The sequence below is a fragment of the Micromonospora sp. AB353 genome, from assembly GCF_049538395.1.
GTDB classification, from domain to species: Bacteria; Actinomycetota; Actinomycetes; order Mycobacteriales; family Micromonosporaceae; genus Micromonospora; species Micromonospora aurantiaca.
Genome location: NZ_JBMVFV010000027.1, coordinates 33,683 through 54,402 on the forward strand (window position 1 = coordinate 33,683; position 20,720 = coordinate 54,402).

General features: G+C 71.9%; 17 protein-coding genes. 12 read left to right on the top strand and 5 right to left on the bottom strand.

Annotated features, from left to right (window positions below; genetic code table 11):
- The first annotated feature begins 93 nt into the window (after positions 1-93).
- Positions 94-1,650, top strand: coding sequence for a glutamine-hydrolyzing GMP synthase (guaA, locus tag ACPCK6_RS14120; RefSeq protein ID WP_423481331.1), 1,557 nt, complete (start codon positions 94-96; stop codon positions 1,648-1,650).
- A gap of 6 nt (positions 1,651-1,656) precedes the next feature.
- Here guaA and ACPCK6_RS14125 read toward each other — a convergent pair whose 3' ends face one another.
- On the bottom strand, positions 1,657-1,971 hold the full coding sequence (locus ACPCK6_RS14125; RefSeq protein ID WP_396883342.1) for a PspC domain-containing protein: 315 nt from the start codon (positions 1,969-1,971) through the stop codon (positions 1,657-1,659).
- 144 nt (positions 1,972-2,115) lie between these two features.
- Between ACPCK6_RS14125 and ACPCK6_RS14130 the strand changes: the two genes are divergently transcribed.
- The 3 genes from ACPCK6_RS14130 (at position 2,116) to ACPCK6_RS14140 (ending at position 5,370) form a co-directional block, all read left to right on the top strand.
- Positions 2,116-3,063, top strand: a complete 948-nt coding sequence (locus ACPCK6_RS14130) for an NUDIX domain-containing protein (RefSeq protein WP_396883341.1) — start codon at positions 2,116-2,118, stop codon at positions 3,061-3,063.
- A gap of 135 nt (positions 3,064-3,198) precedes the next feature.
- Entirely contained in the window at positions 3,199-4,110 is a 912-nt protein-coding gene (locus tag ACPCK6_RS14135) for an NUDIX hydrolase (RefSeq protein WP_396883340.1), read from the top strand.
- Positions 4,111-4,455: 345 nt separating this feature from the next.
- Complete coding sequence (locus ACPCK6_RS14140) at positions 4,456-5,370, top strand: CDP-alcohol phosphatidyltransferase family protein (protein WP_262015825.1); 915 nt, start codon at positions 4,456-4,458, stop codon at positions 5,368-5,370.
- 57 nt (positions 5,371-5,427) lie between these two features.
- On the opposite strand, the gene ACPCK6_RS14145 is transcribed toward ACPCK6_RS14140, so the two are convergent.
- From ACPCK6_RS14145 to ACPCK6_RS14155, 3 genes are all read right to left on the bottom strand, one after another.
- Positions 5,428-6,675, bottom strand: a complete 1,248-nt coding sequence (locus ACPCK6_RS14145; protein ID WP_396883338.1) for a phosphatidylserine decarboxylase — start codon at positions 6,673-6,675, stop codon at positions 5,428-5,430.
- A gap of 154 nt (positions 6,676-6,829) precedes the next feature.
- A complete protein-coding gene (locus ACPCK6_RS14150; RefSeq protein ID WP_423481332.1) occupies positions 6,830-7,249 on the bottom strand; it encodes a hypothetical protein in 420 nt (139 codons plus the stop codon).
- Positions 7,246-9,063 carry a PspC domain-containing protein gene (locus ACPCK6_RS14155; RefSeq protein WP_423481333.1) on the bottom strand — a complete coding sequence of 606 codons (1,818 nt, stop codon included), beginning with the start codon at positions 9,061-9,063 and terminating at the stop codon, positions 7,246-7,248. Before ACPCK6_RS14155 ends, ACPCK6_RS14150 begins: the two co-directional genes overlap by 4 nt.
- A 178-nt stretch (positions 9,064-9,241) precedes the next feature.
- Here ACPCK6_RS14155 and ACPCK6_RS14160 point away from each other — a divergent pair, with 178 nt between their 5' ends.
- The 7 genes from ACPCK6_RS14160 (at position 9,242) to ACPCK6_RS14190 (ending at position 17,592) form a co-directional block, all read left to right on the top strand.
- The gene (locus ACPCK6_RS14160; RefSeq protein WP_396883406.1) at positions 9,242-10,492 is read left to right on the top strand and encodes a PspC domain-containing protein; all 1,251 of its coding nucleotides are present in this window, start codon (positions 9,242-9,244) and stop codon (positions 10,490-10,492) included.
- 1 nt (position 10,493) lies between these two features.
- Complete coding sequence (locus ACPCK6_RS14165) at positions 10,494-11,171, top strand: response regulator (protein WP_030501521.1); 678 nt, start codon at positions 10,494-10,496, stop codon at positions 11,169-11,171.
- A 584-nt stretch (positions 11,172-11,755) separates the two neighbouring features.
- On the top strand, positions 11,756-13,399 hold the full coding sequence (locus ACPCK6_RS14170) for a peptide ABC transporter substrate-binding protein (protein WP_318335659.1): 1,644 nt from the start codon (positions 11,756-11,758) through the stop codon (positions 13,397-13,399).
- A gap of 144 nt (positions 13,400-13,543) precedes the next feature.
- Positions 13,544-14,470, top strand: coding sequence for an ABC transporter permease (locus tag ACPCK6_RS14175; protein WP_396883333.1), 927 nt, complete (start codon positions 13,544-13,546; stop codon positions 14,468-14,470).
- Between the two features lie 75 nt (positions 14,471-14,545).
- A complete protein-coding gene (locus ACPCK6_RS14180) occupies positions 14,546-15,529 on the top strand; it encodes an ABC transporter permease (protein ID WP_396883332.1) in 984 nt (327 codons plus the stop codon).
- A gap of 25 nt (positions 15,530-15,554) precedes the next feature.
- Positions 15,555-16,583 (top strand): ABC transporter ATP-binding protein, encoded by a 1,029-nt coding sequence (locus ACPCK6_RS14185; RefSeq protein ID WP_194801533.1) that lies wholly within the window; start codon positions 15,555-15,557, stop codon positions 16,581-16,583.
- Positions 16,576-17,592 carry an ABC transporter ATP-binding protein gene (locus ACPCK6_RS14190; RefSeq protein WP_396883331.1) on the top strand — a complete coding sequence of 339 codons (1,017 nt, stop codon included), beginning with the start codon at positions 16,576-16,578 and terminating at the stop codon, positions 17,590-17,592. The genes ACPCK6_RS14185 and ACPCK6_RS14190 overlap by 8 nt, the downstream gene beginning before the upstream one ends.
- 73 nt (positions 17,593-17,665) lie before the next feature.
- On the opposite strand, the gene ACPCK6_RS14195 is transcribed toward ACPCK6_RS14190, so the two are convergent.
- Positions 17,666-18,013, bottom strand: coding sequence for a chorismate mutase (locus ACPCK6_RS14195; RefSeq protein ID WP_318335655.1), 348 nt, complete (start codon positions 18,011-18,013; stop codon positions 17,666-17,668).
- A 289-nt stretch (positions 18,014-18,302) separates the two neighbouring features.
- Here ACPCK6_RS14195 and pcrA point away from each other — a divergent pair, with 289 nt between their 5' ends.
- Complete coding sequence (pcrA, locus tag ACPCK6_RS14200) at positions 18,303-20,714, top strand: DNA helicase PcrA (protein WP_396883330.1); 2,412 nt, start codon at positions 18,303-18,305, stop codon at positions 20,712-20,714.
- Positions 20,715-20,720 lie beyond the last annotated feature (6 nt).

Sequence of the window (20,720 nt, forward strand, 5' to 3'; positions counted from 1 at the left end):
CGGTAGAGGAAGGGGCCCTTGTTAACACATTCACCCCGCCACACCGCCGGGGCGCGTCCGGCAGCCCGGTGACTGTCGGTAGGCTTTGCGCACATGAGCACGCCTCGCCCCGTCCTCGTGGTGGACTTCGGAGCCCAGTACGCCCAGCTCATCGCGCGCCGTGTCCGCGAGGCGAAGGTCTACTCGGAGATCGTCCCGCATTCCATGCCGGTGTCCGAGATGCTGGCGAAGAACCCGGCCGCGATCATCCTGTCCGGCGGCCCGTCCAGCGTCTACGCTCCGGGCGCCCCGCAGATCGACGCTGGCATGTTCGAGACCGGCGTACCGGTCTTCGGCATCTGCTACGGCTTCCAGGCCATGGCCCAGGCGCTCGGCGGCACCGTCGCGCGCACCGGCAACCGCGAGTACGGCGGCACCCCGCTGCGCCCGCGCCTGACCGAGCCCGGCGTGCTGCTGCGCGACCTGCCGGCCGACCTGCCGGTCTGGATGAGCCACGGCGACTGCGTCACCGAGGCCCCGGACGGCTTCACCGTGACCGCCGAGTCGGCGGGTGCCCCGGTCGCCGCGTTCGAGGACCTGGCGGGACGCCGGGCCGGCGTGCAGTTCCACCCCGAGGTCGGGCACACCGCGCACGGCCAGGAGATGCTCACCCGCTTCCTGTACGACATCGCCGGCATCGCGCCGACCTGGACGCCCTCGAACATCATCGACGAGCAGGTCGCCCGGATCCGCGAGCAGGTGGGCGACAAGGAGGTCATCTGCGGCCTCTCCGGCGGCGTCGACTCGGCGGTCGCCGCGGCGCTCGTGCACCGCGCCGTGGGCGACCAGCTCACCTGCGTGTTCGTGGACCACGGTCTGCTGCGGGCCGGCGAGGCCGAGCAGGTCGAGAAGGACTACGTCGCGGCGACCGGCATCACGCTCAAGGTGGTAGACGCGCGGGAGCGGTTCCTCGGCGCGCTCGCCGGGGTGACCGACCCGGAGCAGAAGCGCAAGATCATCGGCCGGGAGTTCATCCGCGTCTTCGAGGCCGCCGCCCGGGAGATCGCCGCGCACGGCGACGTGGAATTCCTCGTGCAGGGCACGCTCTACCCGGACGTGGTCGAGTCCGGCGGCGGCACCGGCACCGCCAACATCAAGAGCCACCACAACGTCGGCGGCCTGCCCGAGGACCTGAAGTTCTCCCTGGTCGAGCCGCTGCGCACGCTGTTCAAGGACGAGGTCCGCACGATCGGCCTGGAGCTGGGACTGCCCGAGGCGATGGTGTGGCGGCACCCGTTCCCGGGCCCGGGCCTGGCCATCCGGATCATCGGCGCGGTCGACGAGGAGCGCCTCGCCGTGCTCCGCAAGGCCGACCTGATCGCCCGGCAGGAGCTGACGGCTGCCGGTATGGACCGCGGCGTCTGGCAGTTCCCGGTGGTGCTGCTGGCCGACGTCCGCAGCGTCGGGGTGCAGGGCGACGGGCGCACCTACGGCCACCCGGTGGTGCTGCGCCCGGTCTCCAGCGAGGACGCGATGACCGCCGACTGGTCCCGCCTCCCCTACGACGTGGTGGCCCGGATCTCCACCCGGATCACCAACGAGGTCGCCGATGTCAACCGCGTGGTCCTGGACGTCACCAGCAAGCCGCCGGGCACCATCGAGTGGGAGTGACGCGGCTCAGGCCGCCGGCGGCGCCTGCGGCCCGCCCGGCGTAGCCGGCGGGACCGGCGGCCACCCGGGCGCGGTGCCCGGCGGGTGCGGCCAGGCGGGCGCGCCGGCCGGCTCCTCGGGCATCAGGAACCACATGATCGGGTACGCGAGCGCGGCGAGCCCGCCGGTGAGCACCGTGGCGGTCGCGAAGATCACCCGGATCAGCGTGGGGTCGGCGGCGAAGTAGCGGCCGAGGCCGCTCGCCACACCGGCGATCATGCGGTCGCTGACCGGTCGGCGGAGCTGCTTGTACGGGGCCTGGGAGGGGTTCGGGAAGGTCATGTGTCAACGGTCCCGCGCGCTGCGGCGGCCGACCTCGGTGACCGCCCGGACGCCTACCCTGAACCGTCCCTGAGACGCCAGCGGAGAGTCAGGAATCTGACTCTTTTCGATGTCGGTAACCCGCTCCGGGGAGAATTTGCTCCCGTGACCACCTCGCTGGAGCCGCTCCGCAGGATCGCGGCATACGCAGTTTGTGCTGATTCAAACGGCCGAGTGTTGCTGGTCCGCGCATCGGAGCGCTCCGGCACCCCCGGCACCTGGTCGCTCCCCGGAGGCGCGGTCGACCACGGTGAGGACCCCAAACACACAGTCGTCCGGGAGACCGCGGCCGAGACCGGGCTCTCGGTGGCGGTCGCCGGCCTCCAGGACGTGCTCGCCGACATGCGGGCGCTGCCCGAGCGGCGCATCACGATCCACACCGACCGGCTGCTCTACACCGTGTCGGTCCGGGGCGGGACGCTCACCGAGCGGGTCGACCGGCCGACCGACCTGGCCCGCTGGTTCACCCTCGACGAGGCCCGGGAGCTTCCGCTGCGGTCGTTCACCGCACGCGCCCTGGGCCTGCCCACCTCCACCGACGACATCGTGCCGGAGGAGGTGCCCGAGTTCCCCTCGTTCTACGCCGTCCCCGGCCCGGACGGGCTGCACCGGGCGCAGCGCTTCGCCGCGTACGCGGTGGTGACCGACCCGGAGGAGCGCGTCCTGCTGACCCGGGTGTCCGACGGCTACCCGGGTGCCGGCTGCTGGCACCTGCCCGGCGGCGGCACCGACTACGGCGAGCAGCCGGGCGCGGCGCTGATCCGGGAACTGGTCGAGGAGACCGGTCAGACCGGCCGCCTGGTCGAGTTGCTCGGGGTGGCCAGCCACCGGGACGCCGCCTCGCTCGGCCCGGAGGGCTACCCGATCGACTGGCACGGCGTACGCGCCTTCTACCGGGTGGTGGTCGACCAGCCCGCGACGCCCACCGTGGCCGACATCGGCGGCTCCACCTGCGAGGCCCGCTGGTTCCGCCGCGAGGAACTGGGCGCCCTGCCCACCGACCGCCTCACCGAGGTGACGGCCGAAGCGGTCCAGGCCGCCCACCTCCTCTGACCCCACCCCGGCCCCACCCCCCCCGGGGGCCCCCACCCCGGCGATCATGAAGTTGACGGCGCGAAATGTCCGCCTCGGTACCGCTAATCTCATGATCGACGGAGTGGGTCGCTCGGGTGCGGGGGAGTGGTGCGGGTGGAACAGCTGCGGCGGGTCGGGGCCTACGGGGTGCTGCGAGACTCCGAGGGGCGGGTGTTGCTGGCGCGTGGCTCGGCGAAGTGCCCGTACCCGGGGGTGTGGCAGCTGCCCGGTGGCAGCGTCGAGCACGCGGAGCACCCGGCCGACACCGTGGTACGCGAGTTCGCCGAGGAGACCGGCCTGACCGTGGCGCCCGGCGCGATCCGGGCCGCGGTGGCCGACGTGGCCGCGTTCGCCGACCTGGGGATCGCGCTGCACACCGATCGGCTGATCTTCGAGGTCGAGGCGCGCGGCGGACGGCTGCGGCCCGAGCCGGCCGGTGGCAGCGACGAGGTGGGTTGGTTCGCCCCCGAGGAGGCGGCCACCCGGCCGCTGATGCCGTTCACCGCCGAGCTGCTCGGCCTGCCGGTGACTCCGCTGCCGGCCGGCCTGCCCCGGGCGCTGCCCGCCGAGCCGGCCGGGCCGTCCGTCGACCGCCGGCAGCGCTTCGCCGCGTACGGGCTGGTCACCGACCCGGCCGACCGGGTGCTGCTCACCATGATCGCCGACGGGTACCCGGGCGCGGGCCGCTGGCACCTGCCCGGCGGCGGCACCGACCACGGCGAGCAGCCCGCCGCCGGGCTGCTGCGCGAGCTGGTCGAGGAGGCCGGGCAGCTGGGCCGGGTGGTCGACCTGATCGCCGTGGACAACCTGCACAACCCGGCCGCGCTCGGCCCGGAGGGCCGCCCGCTGGACTGGCACGGCGTCCGGGTGATCTACCGGGTACGCGTGGACGCGCCGACCGACGCGGTGGTGACCGAGCTGGCCGGCGGCTCGACCGCGCGGGCCGCCTGGTTCGCCAGGGAGCAGGTCACCGGTCTGTCGATGACCGACGTGGCGGCCCGGGCCACCGGGCAGCGGGTGAGCTGAATCGCTCGCCGAGCCGCCCTGGGTGACCTCCGGTACAGTCGGAAGTACGGCTGACCGACGAAAACGGGCGTTGAGGCCCGAGATGGGAATGAGTGGGCGGTTCGCGCGGTTAAGGGAGATATAAGTACCGCCGGCAGCTATCGCCAAGCCCCTGTCCCCTGTGCAATGGTGTACTCCGCAAAAGGGCTGCCGGACCCGAAAGGTCCGGCACGAGACAGCCGGACACCCGCCCCGCCGTGGGCGGCCAGCCGATCCGGTGATGGAGGAAACGTGCCGAGAGCCCCATGGCGCCGGCGTCGTACGACTGACAGTCCGCGCCCCGCCGGGCGTCGCTGGGCGGGCAGGTTGCGCCGCAGCAGCACGTTCGCCCGCCAGGTGCTGCTGGTCCGGGTGGGCCGCCGGGACGGTGCGGCCGTCTCGGGGACCGACCTGGTCACCCCCGACCACCGTTACTCCGACCGCCAGCGCATCCGCTACGGCCGGCTCGACACCGACATCGAAGCGGTACGCCCGGTGAGCCCGGCGCTCGCCCCGGCCGCCCCGGTCGACGACGAGTCCCCGGCGATGTCGATCCCGCTCCTGCCGGGTGAGCGCACCGCCGCCCGCCGGGCCAAGTTCGCGCTCGTCAACGCGTGCACGCTGAGCAGCCTCATGCTCGGCATGCTGGCCATCTTCCTGGCCATGCGCGGTGACGTGCAGCTCGCCGCGATCTGCCTGATCGCGTGCGTCGCGTTCGACGGCCTCGACGGCGCGCTGGCCCGCAAGCTCGGTGTGGCCAGCCCGTTCGGCGCGCAGATGGACTCGCTCGCCGACATGTGCTCGTTCGGCCTCGCCGCGCCGGTCGTGGTCTACGCCTCGCTGGCCGGTTCGGTGCCCCCGGCGGCCGCCGCGGTCTCCTGCGCGCTCGTCGCCGCCTGCGCGGCGATCCGGCTCGCCCGGTTCAACGTCTCGCCGAAGGACGGCCGCTTCTTCTGTGGTGTGCCGACCACCATGGCGGCGGCGGTGCTCGCCCTGACCGTGGCGATCGGCGTGCCGGTCCCCGGCCTGGTCATGGTGGCCGGCGTGGCGCTGCTCGCCTTCGCCATGGTATCCAGCTTCCCGTACGCGAAGCTGGCCCGGCTGCTGAAGCTGCCGCCGTGGCTCTGGCTGGCCCCGGTGATCGGCGCGCTCGTCGACATCCGGCTCACCTTCGCGTTCGTGGTGGTGGGCTACCTGGTCAGCGGGCCGCTGCTCTGGCTGCACCAGCGCCGTACCGCCTGATCCGAGAACGACAGAAGGGGCGCCGCTGTAGCGGCGCCCCTTCTTCGTGTCCGGCGCTCAGCGCCAGCGGGCGATCACCGTCGCGCCGCCGACCACCTTGTCGCCCGGACCGACCAGCGGGTCCGCGGCGTCGGCCGGCAGGTAGACGTCGGTACGCGAGCCGAACCGGATCAGGCCGAAGCGCTCACCCCGGGCCAGCAGCGACCCGACGGGCGCCCGCTGCACGATCCGGCGGGCGATCAGCCCGGTGCGCTGCGCCACCACGACGGTGCCGTGGTCGGTGTCCAGCACCGTGTACGCCGCCACGTTGTGCTCGGCGTCCGGCTTCATGGCGTTGACGAACCCGCCGTCGGCGACGAAGTAGTCGACCACCTTGCCGGCCACCGGGGCGCGGTTGACGTGCACGTCCAGCACCGACAGGAAGACCGCGATCCGCAGCCACTCGCCGTCGCCGAAGCGCTCGTCCTGCAGGCGCTGCACGGACAGCACCTGACCGTCCGCCGAGGCGACCACAGCCGACGGATCCTCCGGCACGTCCCGCTCCGGATCCCGGAAGAACGCGGCCACCGGCGCGGCGACCAGCGCCGGCACCAGCCAGAGCTTCGACTTCGGCCGCGCGGCCCGGGCCAGGGCGGCCAGGCCGAGCGTGATGCCCGCCGCGGCCACCCCGTTGGAGTCGATGTGCATGCCCCGGGTCAGCGGCACGCTCGACGGCCGGTACGCCGGGGACAGCGAGGCCGCGAGCGCCACCGGCGCCGGGGTGAACCGCAGGTGGTGCACGCGTACCGGCGGGGTGTTGCGCAGCACCAGGTCGCTGCGTACGCCGTGCAGCACGCCCTGCCGGTCCAGCTCACCGTCGGCGCCCCCGGTGCGGAACAGCGGCGCGGCGACGCTCAGCACCGCCCCCTCGGCCAGGTATTTCGCCAGCCCGTCGATCGCGACGCGCGCCTCGTCCGCGGTGCCGGTGAACGGCTCGGCGACGACCACCACCGCGGCGGCGTCCGCCTCGGCGAGGGTGTCGACCACGCGTACCCGGTCGGCGACCCAGCGGCCCTGCGCGGTGACGTGGTCGCGCAGCGCGGCCGCCGCGGCGCCCTCCGCCGGCACCACGGTGAGCCGGTCGCCGGGCAGCAGCGCCTCGATCGCGGCGGCCAGCACCGCGGACTCCGGGGTCGCGCCGACCAGCAGGCCGGCCTTCGGGTCGTTACGCCGGGCGAACTCGCTGACGAGCGTGCGGGCGGCGCGCTCGCCGATGCGGACCGCACCGGTGGGACCGGTGACACGCACGGCGGGGGACTGGGTCATGTCGGACGGGCTCCTGACGAGATAGCGAACGGACGGGGCGGCTCCGGCGACCCGACCGGCGGCTCCGGCATGGTCGGGGGCGGGGCCGGCCGGCGGAGGCGAGATCTCCGCCGACCAGCATAGGCCGCGTCCGAAGGGCGCCGCAGTGGTGCGGTCAGGCCGGATCCCCCGGCGTACGGCGTTGTGGCGCCGCCTCGTCGGTCGGTGGATCGAGCGCCGGCAGTTCGCGGGTGGCCGGTTCCGCGGAGTCCGTGGTGGCCTCGGTGGCCCACTCGTCGGCGCCGTCGGGCGTCTCCGGGCCGGCGGCCGTCTCCGGGCCGGCGGCGGGGGAGCCGTACGGCGCCGAGACCGTGACGTCCGGCGCGGACGGCGGTGCGGGTTGCTCCGGTGCACGGCCCGAGCGCAGCGCGCCGATCAGTCCGAGCAGGCCGATCAGCACCAGCCCACCGGCCAGGAACCAGCCGACCGGCGGTACGGAGAGACCGAGGATCCGGGCCAGCAGCCACCAGACGGACAGGCCGAGGAAGACGAGTCCGAAAGCGAACGACACGACGTCGGTACGGTGTGCCTTCACCGGGTCACCTCCAACTTGCCGGCGTTCACGTGGACGAAGAGACGCAGCTTGCCCCCACCGGGACCGTCGGCGCCGACGTCGGTGGTCTCCCACTGACGACCGCCGAGCCCGCCGCTGCTCCGGCCGAAGACGGTGGCGTCGCCGGCGTTCACGTCGGCCACCGTGGTCACGTCGACGTCCGGCGGTACGACCACTGTCGCGTTGCCGAGGTTCACGTCGACAGTCACCTGCACGTCCTGCTTGTCGAAGTCGATCCCGCGCAGGTCGAGCGTGGCGTCACCGAGGTTGTTCTCGTACCGGTTCGCCAGGTCGCGCAGGTCGGTCGGGGCCCACGTGACGTTGCCGTCGATGCCGCGTACCCGGTCGTAGGACTCGGCGACCGTGGCGATGCCGAGCGCGGCCGCGGTCACCAGGCCCAGGGCGATCAGCCAGCGCGCCCGGCCGAACCAGGTGCCGACGAGCAGGCCGAGACCGATGGTCGCGAGCACCGCGGCGAAGTAGCCGGCGGCGCCGACCGGGAAGACGTCGAGCAGGTCGAGCATCGCCACCACGCCGAGCGCCAGGAAGATCAGCGAGAACGTGATCGCGCCGAGCGGTGAGCGCTCCTTGGGCCGCTTCGGCGGTCGCGGCGGCCGGACCGGTGGCGGGACGGGCGGCGATCCGGCGTAGGGGCCGTGCGGGGCGAACGGCGGCCGGTACCCGCCGGGCGGCAGCGGTGCGCCGACCGGCGCGGGCGGCGGCACGGCGCCCGGCTCGTCCAGCCGGGCACCGGCGTCGCGCGCGCCCGGGTTCCCGCCGTACGCGGGCCAGGCGGCGGTGTCGGCGACCGGCCCGGTCACGTGCCGCATCCCTACCGTCGTCGGCTCGGACGGGCCCGGCCGGGTGCCTGCCGCGGCGGGCCAGCCCGGCGCCGGCAGCGTCGGGTAGCCGGTGGCGGGCCCGGAGGGGCCCGGCTCGCGTTCCGCGTCGGACGTGACCGGGTGCCCCGGCTCGTGACCGGGCTCGGCCGAGGGCGCCGGTGGGTAGCCGGGCTCGGACACGGACGCCGGGGGGTAGCCGGGCTCGGCGGGCAGGCCGCCGGACGGCGCCGCGCCGGGGTGTGCCGGTCCGGCGGGTGTGCCGGTCCACGGGGCCGCGGGGGGAGCCGCGGTCCACGTACCCGGTGCCGGGGCCGGCGGCGCGGGCCAGGCCACCGGCGGCACCGGACCGGGCGGGGGACCGTGCGGCGGCACCGGCTGAGCCGGCCGCTGCGCGGGGCCGCGCTGCTCGCGGTTGAGCAGGAGCGCGCCGCCGATCAGGATCACCGCGCCGAGCAGGATCGCCCGGAACCCGTCCGTGACCACGTAGGCGAAGCCGAGCGCCACCACGATGCCGAGCACGATCACCGTGATCGGGGACATGCTGGACCGGCCCCGGCCGAGCATGGCCTCCACCGGGGAGGCGGTGTCGCCCTCACCGGGGATGATCAGCCAGCCGGCGACGTACACGATGATGCCGATGCCGCCGAAGAAGCCGAGTACGGCCAGCAGCACGCGCCACAGCACCGGGTCGGTGTTCGTGGCCCGGCCGATGGCGGCGCACACCCCGGCCAGGTAGCGGCCCTCGCGGGGGCGTACCAGGCCGTACCGGGTGGTGAAGCCGGCGGCGCCGGGCGGTGGGGCGTACCCACCGGGTGGTGGACCGGCGAACGGCGTGCCGCCGCCGGGCGGCGGGCTCGCCTGGTCGGTGGTGGGCGCCGCTCCCGGCGGGGGCGGCGGCGGGGCGTCCTGTGCTGCCGCCCAGGGGCGGGGCGGACGGGCAGCGTCCTCGTTCATGCCTTCGATACTGCTGCCCCGGCCGCCCGAGCAGCCTCCGGACCCGACCCTGACCCCACCCTGAGATCCACCGGCGGTGAAACTCCGGGGCGTCCCCGTGGTCCGCGGCGTCGCAACCGTGTGACGATCGGAGCGTCGGCGTGCCGCCGGCACATCCGCCTCGACCTGGGAGCCTCCGATCAGCAGCACCCCCGCCCCGCACGCCCCGCGCCTCTACCGGGCCACCGAGCACCGGTTGGCCGCCGGCGTGGCCGCGGGCATCGCCGAGCACCTGGGCATCCCGGTGCTGCGGGTACGCGTGGCGTTCATGGTGCTGCTCGGGCTGAGCGGGCTCGGGCTGCTGCTCTACGCCGCCTTCTGGGCGGTGGTCCCGCCCCGCCCCGGCGACACCGCCGTCCCGCCCCGCCGCGACCTGGCCCAGCTGCTGCCGTTCGTGGTGATCGGGCTCGGCGTGCTGCTGCTCCAGGTGGTGGCGTTCAACTCGGTGGGCGCGGCCGGCACGGCCGGCTGGTTGGTGGCGATCATCGCGGTCGGCGCGGGGGTCATCTGGCACCAGTCCGCCCCGGAGCGCCGCCGGCAGTGGGGTGACTCGCCAGTGCCCTGGCTGGGCGCGGTGGTGGAGGAGAGCGACAGGCGCGCGTTCGTGCTGCGCTTCATCGGCGGCGGCGTACTCGTCGCGGTGGGCATCATCGGCGTGGCGGCCGTCTACTCGCCGGCGCAGAACTTCGACGCGGTGCTCAACGGCGTGATCTTCGCGCTGGTCGGGCTGGCCGGCGTGGGTGTGGTCACCGGTCCGGTGCTCTGGCGCACCTGGAACCAGCTCCGCTCGGAGCGGGAGGGCCGCATCCGGGAGCAGGAGCGCGCCGAACTGGCCGCGATGGTGCACGACCAGGTGCTGCACACGCTGGCCCTGATCCAGCGCAACGCCAGCGACGTCAAGACCGTCCAGCGGCTGGCCCGTGGTCAGGAGCGCTCGCTGCGCAACTGGCTCTACAAGCCGACCGCCTCGCCCACCGAGCGTTTCGCGGCCGCGCTGGAGCAGGCCGCCGCCGAGGTGGAGGACACGTTCGCCATCACCGTCGAGGTGGTGGTGGTCGGCGACCGGGAGACCGACGAGAAGGTGGGCGCGATCGTGGCCGCCGCCCGGGAGGCCCTGGTCAACGCGGCCCGGCACGCCGGTGTGCAGACGGTATCGCTGTACGCCGAGGTGGAGCCGGAGCAGGTGAGCGTGTTCGTCCGGGACCGGGGCAAGGGCTTCGACCCGGATACGGTGGAGAATCACCGGCACGGCGTCCGGGGCTCGATCATCGGACGGATGAAGCGGCACGGCGGCCGGGCGGAGATCCGGTCCGAGCCGGGGGAAGGGACCGAGGTCCGGCTGATCCTGCCGATCAGCGGCTCCGGCTCCACGGCGGAAAGGGACAGGTGACATGTCCGAGCAGGAACCGGTCGAGGGTACGGCGCCGCGCGGGCCGCTGCGGGTGTTCCTCGTCGACGACCACGCGATGTTCCGGGCCGGCGTCCGCGCCGAGCTGGGCGCGCGGGTGGAGGTGGTCGGCGAGGCCAGCTCGGTGGCCGAGGCGGTGACCCGGATCGCGGCCACCGCGCCGGACGTGGTGCTGCTCGACGTGCACATGCCCGACGGCGGCGGCCGCGCGGTGCTGGAGGCGATGCGGCGTACCCACCCGCAGGTGCGGTTCCTGGCGCTGAGCGTGTCCGACGCGGCCGAGGACGTGATCGGCCTGATCCGCGCCGGTGCGCGGGGGTACGTCACGAAGACGATCTCGCCGGAGGAGCTGACCGACGCGATCCGGCGGGTGGCCGACGGCGACGCGGTGTTCAGCCCGCGGCTGGCCGGGTTCGTGCTCGACGCGTTCGCGTCCCGGCCGGACGCGCCGGTGGCCGATCCCGAGCTGGACCAGCTCACCAACCGCGAGCGCGAGGTGCTGCGGCTGCTCGCCCGGGGGTACGCGTACAAGGAGATCGCCAAGGAGCTGTACATCTCGATCAAGACGGTCGAGACGCACGTCTCCAACGTGTTGCGCAAGCTCCAGATGTCGAACCGGTACGAGCTGTCCCGCTGGGCCGCCGACCGCCGGCTGGTCTGAGGAATCCCACGTCCGCCGGGGGCGGGGCCTCGGCGGCCTCGTACCCCCGGGCGCCGCTGTCGCCCGCTCAGTCGGCATGGCATCATCCGGACGGACAGAAAACGCGACAGTCGCCTGCCCGTGGGAGGCGCCGAGGCCGGCGCGGTGAACGTCACAACCTCCCCGGCGCAGGGATGCTTGTCGACCCCTCTATGCCCGTCTTGCCTGTTCAGGGCCCTATCGTCCGTGCGCTTTGTGATCTTTTCTCAAGTATCGGCAACGTGGCGACCAACTAACGGCTTGATAACGGCACCTTCACGGAAAGGGCCGGTTGGTGTCACAGTGGCAGCACCTCACCCCCCGGTGTGAGGCACCTCGTCGGGCCCGTCGACCACGTGACGCCGTCTTTCGCGCCGCTGCGTGGCCGCCGACCCTGCGCGGTGTCTCGTCCAGGGTGTGGCGCCCGGCGGATCGGTACCCCTGGGGTGTCCCGAATTCCTCTGCGGTAAACCGGCGTCCTGCGGTTCGGGTCGCCGGTGGTGTCACCCCCAAGACGTGCGTGAAACTCACGACGGAACCAGGTTAGAAAGAGGAGGCCCCTCGGAATGAGAGTCTCGAAGCGGGCGAGCGGCGCGCTCGCGGTGGGCGCGGCATTCGCGCTCGTCGCGTCCGGCTGCTCCAGCGGGAACAACGACGGTGGCGACGCCGGCGCCAGCAAGGACGGCGCCATCGTCATCGACGGCACCCAGCCGGAGAACCCCCTGGTTCCGGCGAACACCACCGAGACCGGTGGCGGCAAGATCATCGACTGGGTGTGGAGCGGCCTGGTCGAGTACCCCAACAACGGTGGGGCGCCGCAGAACCTGCTCGCCGAGTCGATCGACACGAGCGACTCGAAGGTCTTCAAGATCAAGATCAAGCAGAACACCAAGTTCCACGACGGCACCACCGTCAAGGCCGAGAGCTTCGTCAAGGCCTGGAACTGGGCTGCGTACGGCCCGAACGGCGCGCAGAACGCCTCGTTCTTCTCCGACATCCAGGGCTTCGACGAGGTCTACACCGAGGACCCGGACGGCCCGGAGGGCCCGAAGAAGGCCCCGGAGCCGAAGGCCAAGGAGATGTCCGGCCTGAAGGTCGTTGACGACTGGAACTTCGAGGTCACGCTCTCCGCGCCGACCGCCGTGTTCCCGACCAAGCTGGGCTACAGCGCCTTCATGCCGCTGCCGGACGCGTTCTTCTCGTCCACCCCGGCCGACTTCGGCAAGAAGCCGATCGGTAACGGCCCGGTGAGCCTCGTCTCCTGGCAGGACGACGTCGAGATCAAGCTGACCCGCTTCGACGACTACAGCCTGCGCGACAAGATGAAGATCAAGGACGTCACCGTCAAGATCTACCAGGACGACACGGCGGCGTACAACGACCTGCTCGCCGGCAACCTGGACTTCCAGCAGCAGGTTCCGGTCTCCGCGCTGGCCGGTGAGAAGTGGAAGACCGACCTGGGCGACCGCGCCATGGCGTCGACCACCCCGTCGACCGGCATCATCGCCTTCCCGATCTACGACAAGCGCTTCCAGAACCCGAAGCTGCGCAAGGCGATCTCGCTGTCCATCGACCGGCAGTCGATCACCGACAAGATCTTCTTCGGTAACCGCAAGCCGGCCGACAGCTGGGCCAACCCGCTGACCCCGGGCGCCGAGCCGGGCAACTGCACCGCCTGCAAGTTCGACGTGGCCCAGGCCAAGCAGCTCCTCCAGGAGGCCGGTGGCTTCCAGGGCAAGCTGACCCTGTCGTACAACGCGGACGCCAGCCACAAGGAGTGGATGGAGGCCGTCGCGCAGCAGATCAAGACCAACCTGGGCATCGACGCGGTTGCCGTCGGCGTGCCGACCTTCGCGGTCTTCCGCGCCAACATCAACGCCTACAAGATGACCGGTGCCTACCGGGCCGGTTGGCAGCAGGACTACCCGGACGTCGAGAACTGGATCAACCCGCTCTACGTCACCGGTGGTTCCTCGAACGACGGCAAGTACAGCAACCCGCAGGTGGACGCCCTCGCCAAGGAGGCCTCCGCGGCCCCCAGCCTCGAGGAGGCCCACAAGAAGTTCGCTGAGGCCGTCAAGCTGATCGACCAGGACGTCCCCTCCATGCCGATCTACTTCGGTGGCCAGCAGTCCGGCCACTCGGAGAAGATCAAGAAGCTGGAGCTGTCCAACGTCGGTGAGCTCGACATCACCTCGGTCGAGCTCTGATCCGAACGGTCTGACCCCGGGTCGGGCTCGCCTACCGGTGAGCCCGACCCGGGGCCGTTCCGCGAGGGGGTGTACAACGAACCCCTCGCACGTTGTCGCCGCCGCGCCGGCTCACCCGGCGCTCCCTGTCTGGAGGACCACCCCATGGGCCGTTATCTCTTGAGACGGCTGCTGCAACTCGTACCGGTCTTCATCGGTACGACGTTCCTGATCTACTGGCTCGTCTGGTCCGTGCCCGGTGACCCCTTCGCCGGCAAGTGCGGCGACCGCGGTTGCCCCCCGAACTACCGGGCCATGATGACCGAGAAGTACAACCTCGACGAGTCGATCTGGGTGCAGTACGCGAGCTACATGAAGAACCTCGTGCAGGGGGACTTCGGTATCACGTTCGGCGGTCGCGAGATCAGCGACATCATCGCCACGTCGTACCCGAACACCCTGAAGCTGGCGGTGGTAGCCCTCACCATCGAGGCCGTGATCGGTCTCGGCGCGGGCATCCTCACCGGTCTCCGGCGCAACGGCTTCCTGGACAACCTGGTCCTGGTCTCCACCCTCTTCCTGATCGCCCTGCCCGTCTTCGTCATCGGCTTCGTGCTGCAGTGGCTGCTCGGTGTGAAGTGGGGCATCATCAACCCGACCGTGTCCAACGAGATGCGGTTCAGCGAACTGATCGTGCCGGGCTTCGTGCTCGGAAGCGCATCGATGGCGTACATCGCCCGGGTGGCGCGGACGAGCATCGCCGAGAACCGGCGTGCCGACTACGTGCGTACCGCGATCGCCAAGGGCCTGCCGATGCGCCGCGTGGTCGGCGTGCACCTGCTGCGCAACTCGCTCATCCCGGTCGTCACCCTGCTCGGCACCGACCTCGGCGCCCTGATGGGCGGTGCGATCGTCACCGAGGGCATCTTCGGCATCAACGGCATCGGCCGCCAGGTGCTCCGCTCGATCGTGACGAAGGAGAGCGCTACCGTTGTGGGCATCGTGGTGGTGCTGGTGCTCGTCTATCTCATCATGAACCTGGTGGTCGACCTGCTCTACGCCGCCCTCGACCCGAGGATCCGCTATGAGTGACCGCCGCAGCGTACGAATCGTCCCAGCAGTCTGCGCGGGTAACCACGCCCGCGCCGAGCGCAGCGAGGTGCGGGCATGAGTGACCCGAGTACCGCGTCGATCGTGTCGACGCCGCCCGCGACCATGCCCACCGAGGCCGGTTCGGGTGCTCCCACAAACGCCGGCCTGCCGGAGAGCGCGAAGCAGCAGAAGCCCCGTGGCCTGCTCGGCGACGCCTGGATCGACCTGCGCCGCAAGCCGCTGTTCTGGATCTCGGCGACCTTCATCGTGCTGTTCCTCGTGATGGCGGCCTTCCCGTCGCTGTTCACCTCCGGCGACGCCGTGAACGGCACGCTGGAGCGCAGCCGGGTCGAGCCGTCGTCCTCCGCCTGGTTCGGTTACGACGTGCAGGGCCGTGACGTCTACGCCCGGGTCATCTACGGCGCCCGCGCCTCGATCGTGGTCGCGGTGGTCTCCACCGTCCTGACGCTGCTCGTCGGCGGCGCGATGGGCATCATCGCCGGCTACCGCGGCGGCTGGGTGGACGCGCTGCTGTCCCGCGTGGCGGACATCTTCTTCGGCCTGCCGTTCGTGCTCGGCTCGATCGTCATCCTGACCACGTTCAACGGGTCCGGCACCGACAACGGTGAGTGGACGATCATGGGCCTGGTCATCCTGTCCCTGAGCGTGCTGAGCTGGCCGGTCGTGATGCGGCTGATGCGCTCCTCGGTGCTGGCCACCAAGGAGGCCGACTACATCGTCGCGGCCCGTGCGCTCGGGGCCGGCACCGGCCGGATCATCCTCAAGCACCTGCTGCCGAACTGCCTGGCCCCGCTGCTGGTCTACGGCACGATCATGGTCGGCTCGTTCATCGGCGCCGAGGCCACGCTCTCGTTCCTGGGCATCGGCCTGAAGAGCCCGGTGGTCTCCTGGGGCATCATGATCAGCGAGGCGCAGAACTACATCCGGGTCTCGCCGTTCCTGCTGTTCTTCCCCGCCGCGTTCCTCGTCACCGCAGTGCTGAGCTTCGTCATGCTCGGCGAGGCGGTCCGCGAGGCCCTCGACCCGAAGCTCCGATAGGGGAACTGAGTTGTCCGACATTCTCGTGTCCGAGCAGTCCTCGCCGGGCGCCGACGGATCCGGCCGCCCCTCGGGCCGCCTGCTCGAGGTCGACGACCTGCGGGTGGAGTTCCGCACCCGGGACGGCGTCGCCAAGGTCATCAACGGAGTCACGTACCACGTCGACGCGGGGGAGACCCTCGCCGTGCTCGGCGAGTCCGGCTCCGGCAAGAGCGTCACCGCGCAGACCATCATGGGCATCCTGGACACCCCGCCCGGCTTCGTCACCGGCGGCAAGGTCCGCTTCCACGGCAAGGACATGCTCACCATGTCCCCCGAGCAGCGGCGGCGGATCCGGGGCGAGGGCATCGCCATGATCTTCCAGGACTCGCTCTCGGCCCTCAACCCGGTTTTCACGGTCGGCTTCCAGATCGCCGAGCAGTTCCGCATCCGGCGCGGCATGAGCCGCTCGGACGCCAAGAAGCGCGCGATCGAGATGCTCGACCAGGTGAAGATCCCCAACGCCAAGGGCCGGTTCAGCAACTACCCGCACCAGTTCTCCGGCGGTATGCGGCAGCGCGCCATGATCGCCATGTCGCTGGCGCTGGACCCCGAGGTGCTGATCGCCGACGAGCCGACCACCGCGCTCGACGTCACCGTGCAGGCCCAGATCATGGACCTGCTCGGCGAGCTGCAGCGGGAACGGCAGATGGGCATGATCCTGATCACCCACGACCTCGGCGTGGTCGCCGACGTCGCGGACCGGATCGCGGTCATGTACGCCGGCCGGATCGTCGAGGAAGCCGACGTCTACGACCTGTACCGCAAGCCGGGACACCCGTACACGCTCGGCCTGCTCAACTCGATCCCGCGGATGGACGAGAAGGGGCAGGAGCTCCGCACCATCAAGGGCCTCCCGCCGAACCTGATGAACATCCCGACGGGCTGCGCGTTCAACCCGCGCTGCCCGATGGCGCAGCCGGTGTGCCGGGAGAAGGTCCCGCCGCTGCTGCAACTGGGCAACGGCCGGGCCAGCGCCTGCCACTTCGCCGAGGAACTGGTGAACCGTGACTGAACACATCATCGAGGTCCGTGACCTGGTCAAGCACTACCCCGTGACCCGGGGTGTGGTGTTCAAGAAGACCATCGGCCAGGTCAAGGCGGTCGACGGCGTCTCCTTCGACCTCAAGGCCGGCGAGACGCTCGGCGTGGTCGGCGAGTCCGGCTGCGGCAAGTCGACGCTCGCCCGGGTGCTGATGAACCTGGAGAAGCCGACCTCCGGTCAGGTGCTCTACAAGGGCCAGGACATCTCCAAGCTCTCCGGTGGCGCGCTGCGGCGGCTGCGCCGGCAGATCCAGCTGGTGATGCAGGACCCGTACACCTCGCTGAACCCCCGGATGACTGTGGGTGACCTGATCGGCGAGCCGTTCGAGATCCACCCCGAGGTGGCTCCGCGCGGCAGCCGGCGCGGCAAGGTCAAGGAGCTGCTCGACCTCGTCGGCCTCAACCCGGAGCACATCAACCGGTACCCGCACCAGTTCTCCGGCGGTCAGCGGCAGCGCATCGGCATCGCCCGGGCGCTGGCGCTGCGGCCCGAGGTGATCGTCTGTGACGAGCCGGTGTCGGCCCTGGACGTCTCGATCCAGGCCCAGGTGATGAACCTGCTGGAGAAGCTCCAGGCCGAGTTCGGGCTGTCGTACGTCTTCATCGCCCACGACCTGTCGGTGGTGCGGCACCTCTCCGACCGGGTCGCCGTGATGTACCTGGGCAAGATGGTGGAGATCGGCACCGAGGACGAGATCTACGAGCGGCCGACCCACCCGTACACCCAGGCGCTGCTGTCGGCGGTGCCGGTGCCGGACCCGACCGTGCGCGAGAGCAAGGCGATCATCCGGCTCCAGGGCGACGTGCCGTCGCCGGTCAGCCCGCCCTCGGGCTGCCGGTTCCGCACCCGGTGCTGGAAGGCGCAGGACGTCTGCGCCCAGGAGGTGCCGCTGCTCCAGATCCGGCCGGGCTCGGACCACCCGAGCGCCTGCCACTTCGCGGAGAAGCGGGAGATCGTCGTCACCCACGAGGTGGCCTGATCCGTTCCGGACCGCCTGCTGGCGTCAGCTCGACGCCGGCAGGCGGTTCGTCGTATCCGGGGACGTCACCGCGTCACAGCGGACCGCGACCGGCACGCAGCAGCAGGAGCGCGAGCTGCGTGCCGTCGGCGCCGAGCTCGGAGCGGAACCGCTCCAGGATCTCCCGCTCGCGGGAGAGCACCAGCCGGGTGCCGCCGGAGGCCATCCGGGTCGCGCCGACCTCCTGGGAGAGCGCGGCCCGCTCCTGCCAGAGCGCGATGAGGGTGCGGTCGATCTCGTCGATGCGCCGCCGGATCTCACCGATCCGCTCCGCCGCCGCCGCGTCGTCGGTGCCGGTCCGGGCCGCCGCGGCACCGGTCGGGTCGCCGCCGGCCGGCCGTCCGTCGCGCGCCAGGCTGCCGTCCACCACGTCAGTCATCATCGTCGTCCCTCTCGGGGCTCGGGCCCGGTACCCGGATCCCGGAACGAAAACGCCCCGGGCTCTGGGGAGCCCGGGGCGTTTCGTAGGTCTGTGATCAGGCGCGACCCACGGCTGCCGGACTCCCGGTGCCGTAGTAAAAAAAGGAGCGCTGATCGAACACGTCGTCGAGTATGCCGACCACCCGGGCGGGCGCGCAAGAAGACGCACCAACAGGTGAGACGTGACGGCGTGCGCCGGGCGGTGGCGCGGGCGGGGAAGTGTCCGCCCGGCGGCATAGACTCGGGCTGCGATGCATCCTCTCTTCGACATTCCCACATCCCCGCCCGCGCCGGAGTCCCCGCCCGCGCCGGAGTCCCGGCCGACCCCGCCGCGCCGCTTCGGGGGCGCCGGGTCGGATCCGGCCGCCCTCCTCGACGGCCTCAACGGCCCCCAACGGGACGCGGTGACCCACGCCGGCTCCCCGCTGCTGATCGTGGCCGGCGCCGGCTCCGGCAAGACCCGGGTGCTGACCAACCGGATCGCCTACCTGCTCGCCGCCCGCGACGTGCACCCCGGCGAGATCATCGCGATCACGTTCACCAACAAGGCCGCCGGCGAGATGAAGGAGCGGGTGGCCGCGCTGGTCGGCCCGCGCGCCCGGCTCATGTGGGTCTCCACGTTCCACTCCGCCTGCGTACGCATCCTGCGGGCCGAGCACGAGCACGCCGGCCTGAAGTCGACGTTCTCGATCTACGACGCGGACGACTCGCGCCGGTTGATGCAGATGGTCGCCCGCGAGCTGGATCTGGACCCGAAGCGCTACCCGGCCCGGGGCCTCGCCGCCCAGGTGTCGAACCTGAAGAACGAGCTGGTCGACCCGGAGGAGTTCGCCGGCCGGGCCAAGGGGCCGAACGAGCGGGCGCTGGCCGAGGCGTACACGCTCTACCAGCGGCGACTGCGCGAGGCGCACGCGCTGGACTTCGACGATCTGATCATGACGACGGTGCACCTGCTCCAGTCGCACCCGCACGTCGCGGAGAGCTACCGGCGGCGGTTCCGGCACGTGCTGGTGGACGAGTACCAGGACACCAACCACGCCCAGTACGTGCTGATCAAGGAGCTGGTCTCCGGCACCGAGGGGATCCCGCCGGCCGAGCTGTGCGTGGTCGGTGACGCGGACCAATCGATCTACGCGTTCCGTGGCGCGACCATCCGCAACATCCTGGAGTTCGAGCGGGACTTCACCGACGCCCGCACGATCCTGCTGGAGCAGAACTACCGCTCGACCCAGACCATCCTCAACGCGGCAAACGCGGTGATCGACCGCAACACCTCCCGCAAGCCGAAGCGGCTGTGGAGCGACGCCGGGTCCGGCGAGCAGATCGTCGGGTACGTCGCCGACACCGAGCACGCCGAGGCCGACTGGGTGGCCCGGGAGATCGACCGGCTGGTCGACGACGGCGAGACCCGCCCGGGCGACGTGGCGGTTTTCTACCGCACCAACGCCATGTCCCGCGTGTTCGAGGAGGTGTTCATCCGGGTCGGCCTGCCCTACAAGGTGGTCGGCGGGGTGCGCTTCTACGAGCGCAAGGAGGTCCGCGACGCGCTCGCGTACCTGCGCGCGGTGGTGAACGACGACGACACGGTGAGCCTGCGCCGGGTCCTCAACACCCCGCGCCGGGGCATCGGAGAGCGGGCCGAGGCGTGCGTGGAGGCGCTGAGTGCCCGGGACCGCATCTCCTTCGGCGCCGCGCTGCGCCGGGCCAAGGACGCGCCGGGCATCTCGACCCGGGCGGCGAACGGCATCGCCGAGTTCGTCGCGCTGCTCGACGCGGCGCGGGAGCTGGCCGACACCGGCACCCCGGAGGAGGTGCTGGAGGCGGTGCTGACCCGCTCCGGCTACCTGGCCGAGCTGGAGGAGAGCCTCGACCCGCAGGACGCCGGCCGGGTGGACAACCTCCAGGAACTGGTGAGCGTCGCCCGGGAGTACACCGAGCGGATCGAGGCGCTCGGCGCCGACGACGAGCGGGCCACGCTGGCCGGTTTCCTGGAGCAGGTGGCGCTGGTCGCCGACGCCGACCAGATCCCCTCCGACGACCCGGACCACCAGGGCGTGGTCACCCTGATGACCCTTCACACCGCCAAGGGCCTGGAGTTCCCGGTGGTCTTCCTGACCGGCCTGGAGGACGGCGTCTTCCCGCACCTGCGCTCGCTCGGCGACACCCGCGAGCTGGAGGAGGAGCGGCGGCTGGCGTACGTGGGCATCACCCGGGCCCGCCAGCGCCTCTACCTGTCCCGCGCGGTGACCCGGTCCGCCTGGGGCGCGCCCGCCTACAACCCGCCGTCGCGGTTCCTGGAGGAGTTGCCGCCGGAGCTGGTGCGCTGGGAACGCACCGAGGGGTCGTACACCTCGTGGGGTGGCGGTGGTGGCGGCGTCGGCGGCCGGGCGGACCGCGTGGGCCGCGGCGGCTTCGCCGGCGGCACGCCCAAGGCGACCGAGCTGGCGAAGCGGCTGGGCGTGGACGCCAGCCGCCTGGCCACCGCGAGCGAGCTGAAGCAGGCACCGAAGGTCTCGGTGGGTGACCGGGTCAACCACCAGCGGTACGGCCTGGGCCGGGTGCTGGCGGTGGAGGGTGCCGGGCCGGGTGCCCGCGCCCAGATCGACTTCGGCGACCAGACCATGTGGCTGGTGCTGCGGCACGCCCCGATCGACAAGCTCTGAACGCCG

Coding starts and splice junctions, on each gene's coding strand:
- ACPCK6_RS14155 (WP_423481333.1), bottom strand. CDS start 9,063: ATGAACGAGGACGCTGCCCGTCCGCCCCGCCCCTGGGCGGCAGCACAG.
- ACPCK6_RS14195 (WP_318335655.1), bottom strand. CDS start 18,013: ATGATGACTGACGTGGTGGACGGCAGCCTGGCGCGCGACGGACGGCCG.
- ACPCK6_RS14165 (WP_030501521.1), top strand. CDS start 10,494: ATGTCCGAGCAGGAACCGGTCGAGGGTACGGCGCCGCGCGGGCCGCTG.
- ACPCK6_RS14125 (WP_396883342.1), bottom strand. CDS start 1,971: ATGACCTTCCCGAACCCCTCCCAGGCCCCGTACAAGCAGCTCCGCCGA.
- ACPCK6_RS14170 (WP_318335659.1), top strand. CDS start 11,756: ATGAGAGTCTCGAAGCGGGCGAGCGGCGCGCTCGCGGTGGGCGCGGCA.
- pcrA (WP_396883330.1), top strand. CDS start 18,303: ATGCATCCTCTCTTCGACATTCCCACATCCCCGCCCGCGCCGGAGTCC.
- ACPCK6_RS14145 (WP_396883338.1), bottom strand. CDS start 6,675: ATGACCCAGTCCCCCGCCGTGCGTGTCACCGGTCCCACCGGTGCGGTC.
- ACPCK6_RS14180 (WP_396883332.1), top strand. CDS start 14,546: ATGAGTGACCCGAGTACCGCGTCGATCGTGTCGACGCCGCCCGCGACC.
- guaA (WP_423481331.1), top strand. CDS start 94: ATGAGCACGCCTCGCCCCGTCCTCGTGGTGGACTTCGGAGCCCAGTAC.
- ACPCK6_RS14175 (WP_396883333.1), top strand. CDS start 13,544: ATGGGCCGTTATCTCTTGAGACGGCTGCTGCAACTCGTACCGGTCTTC.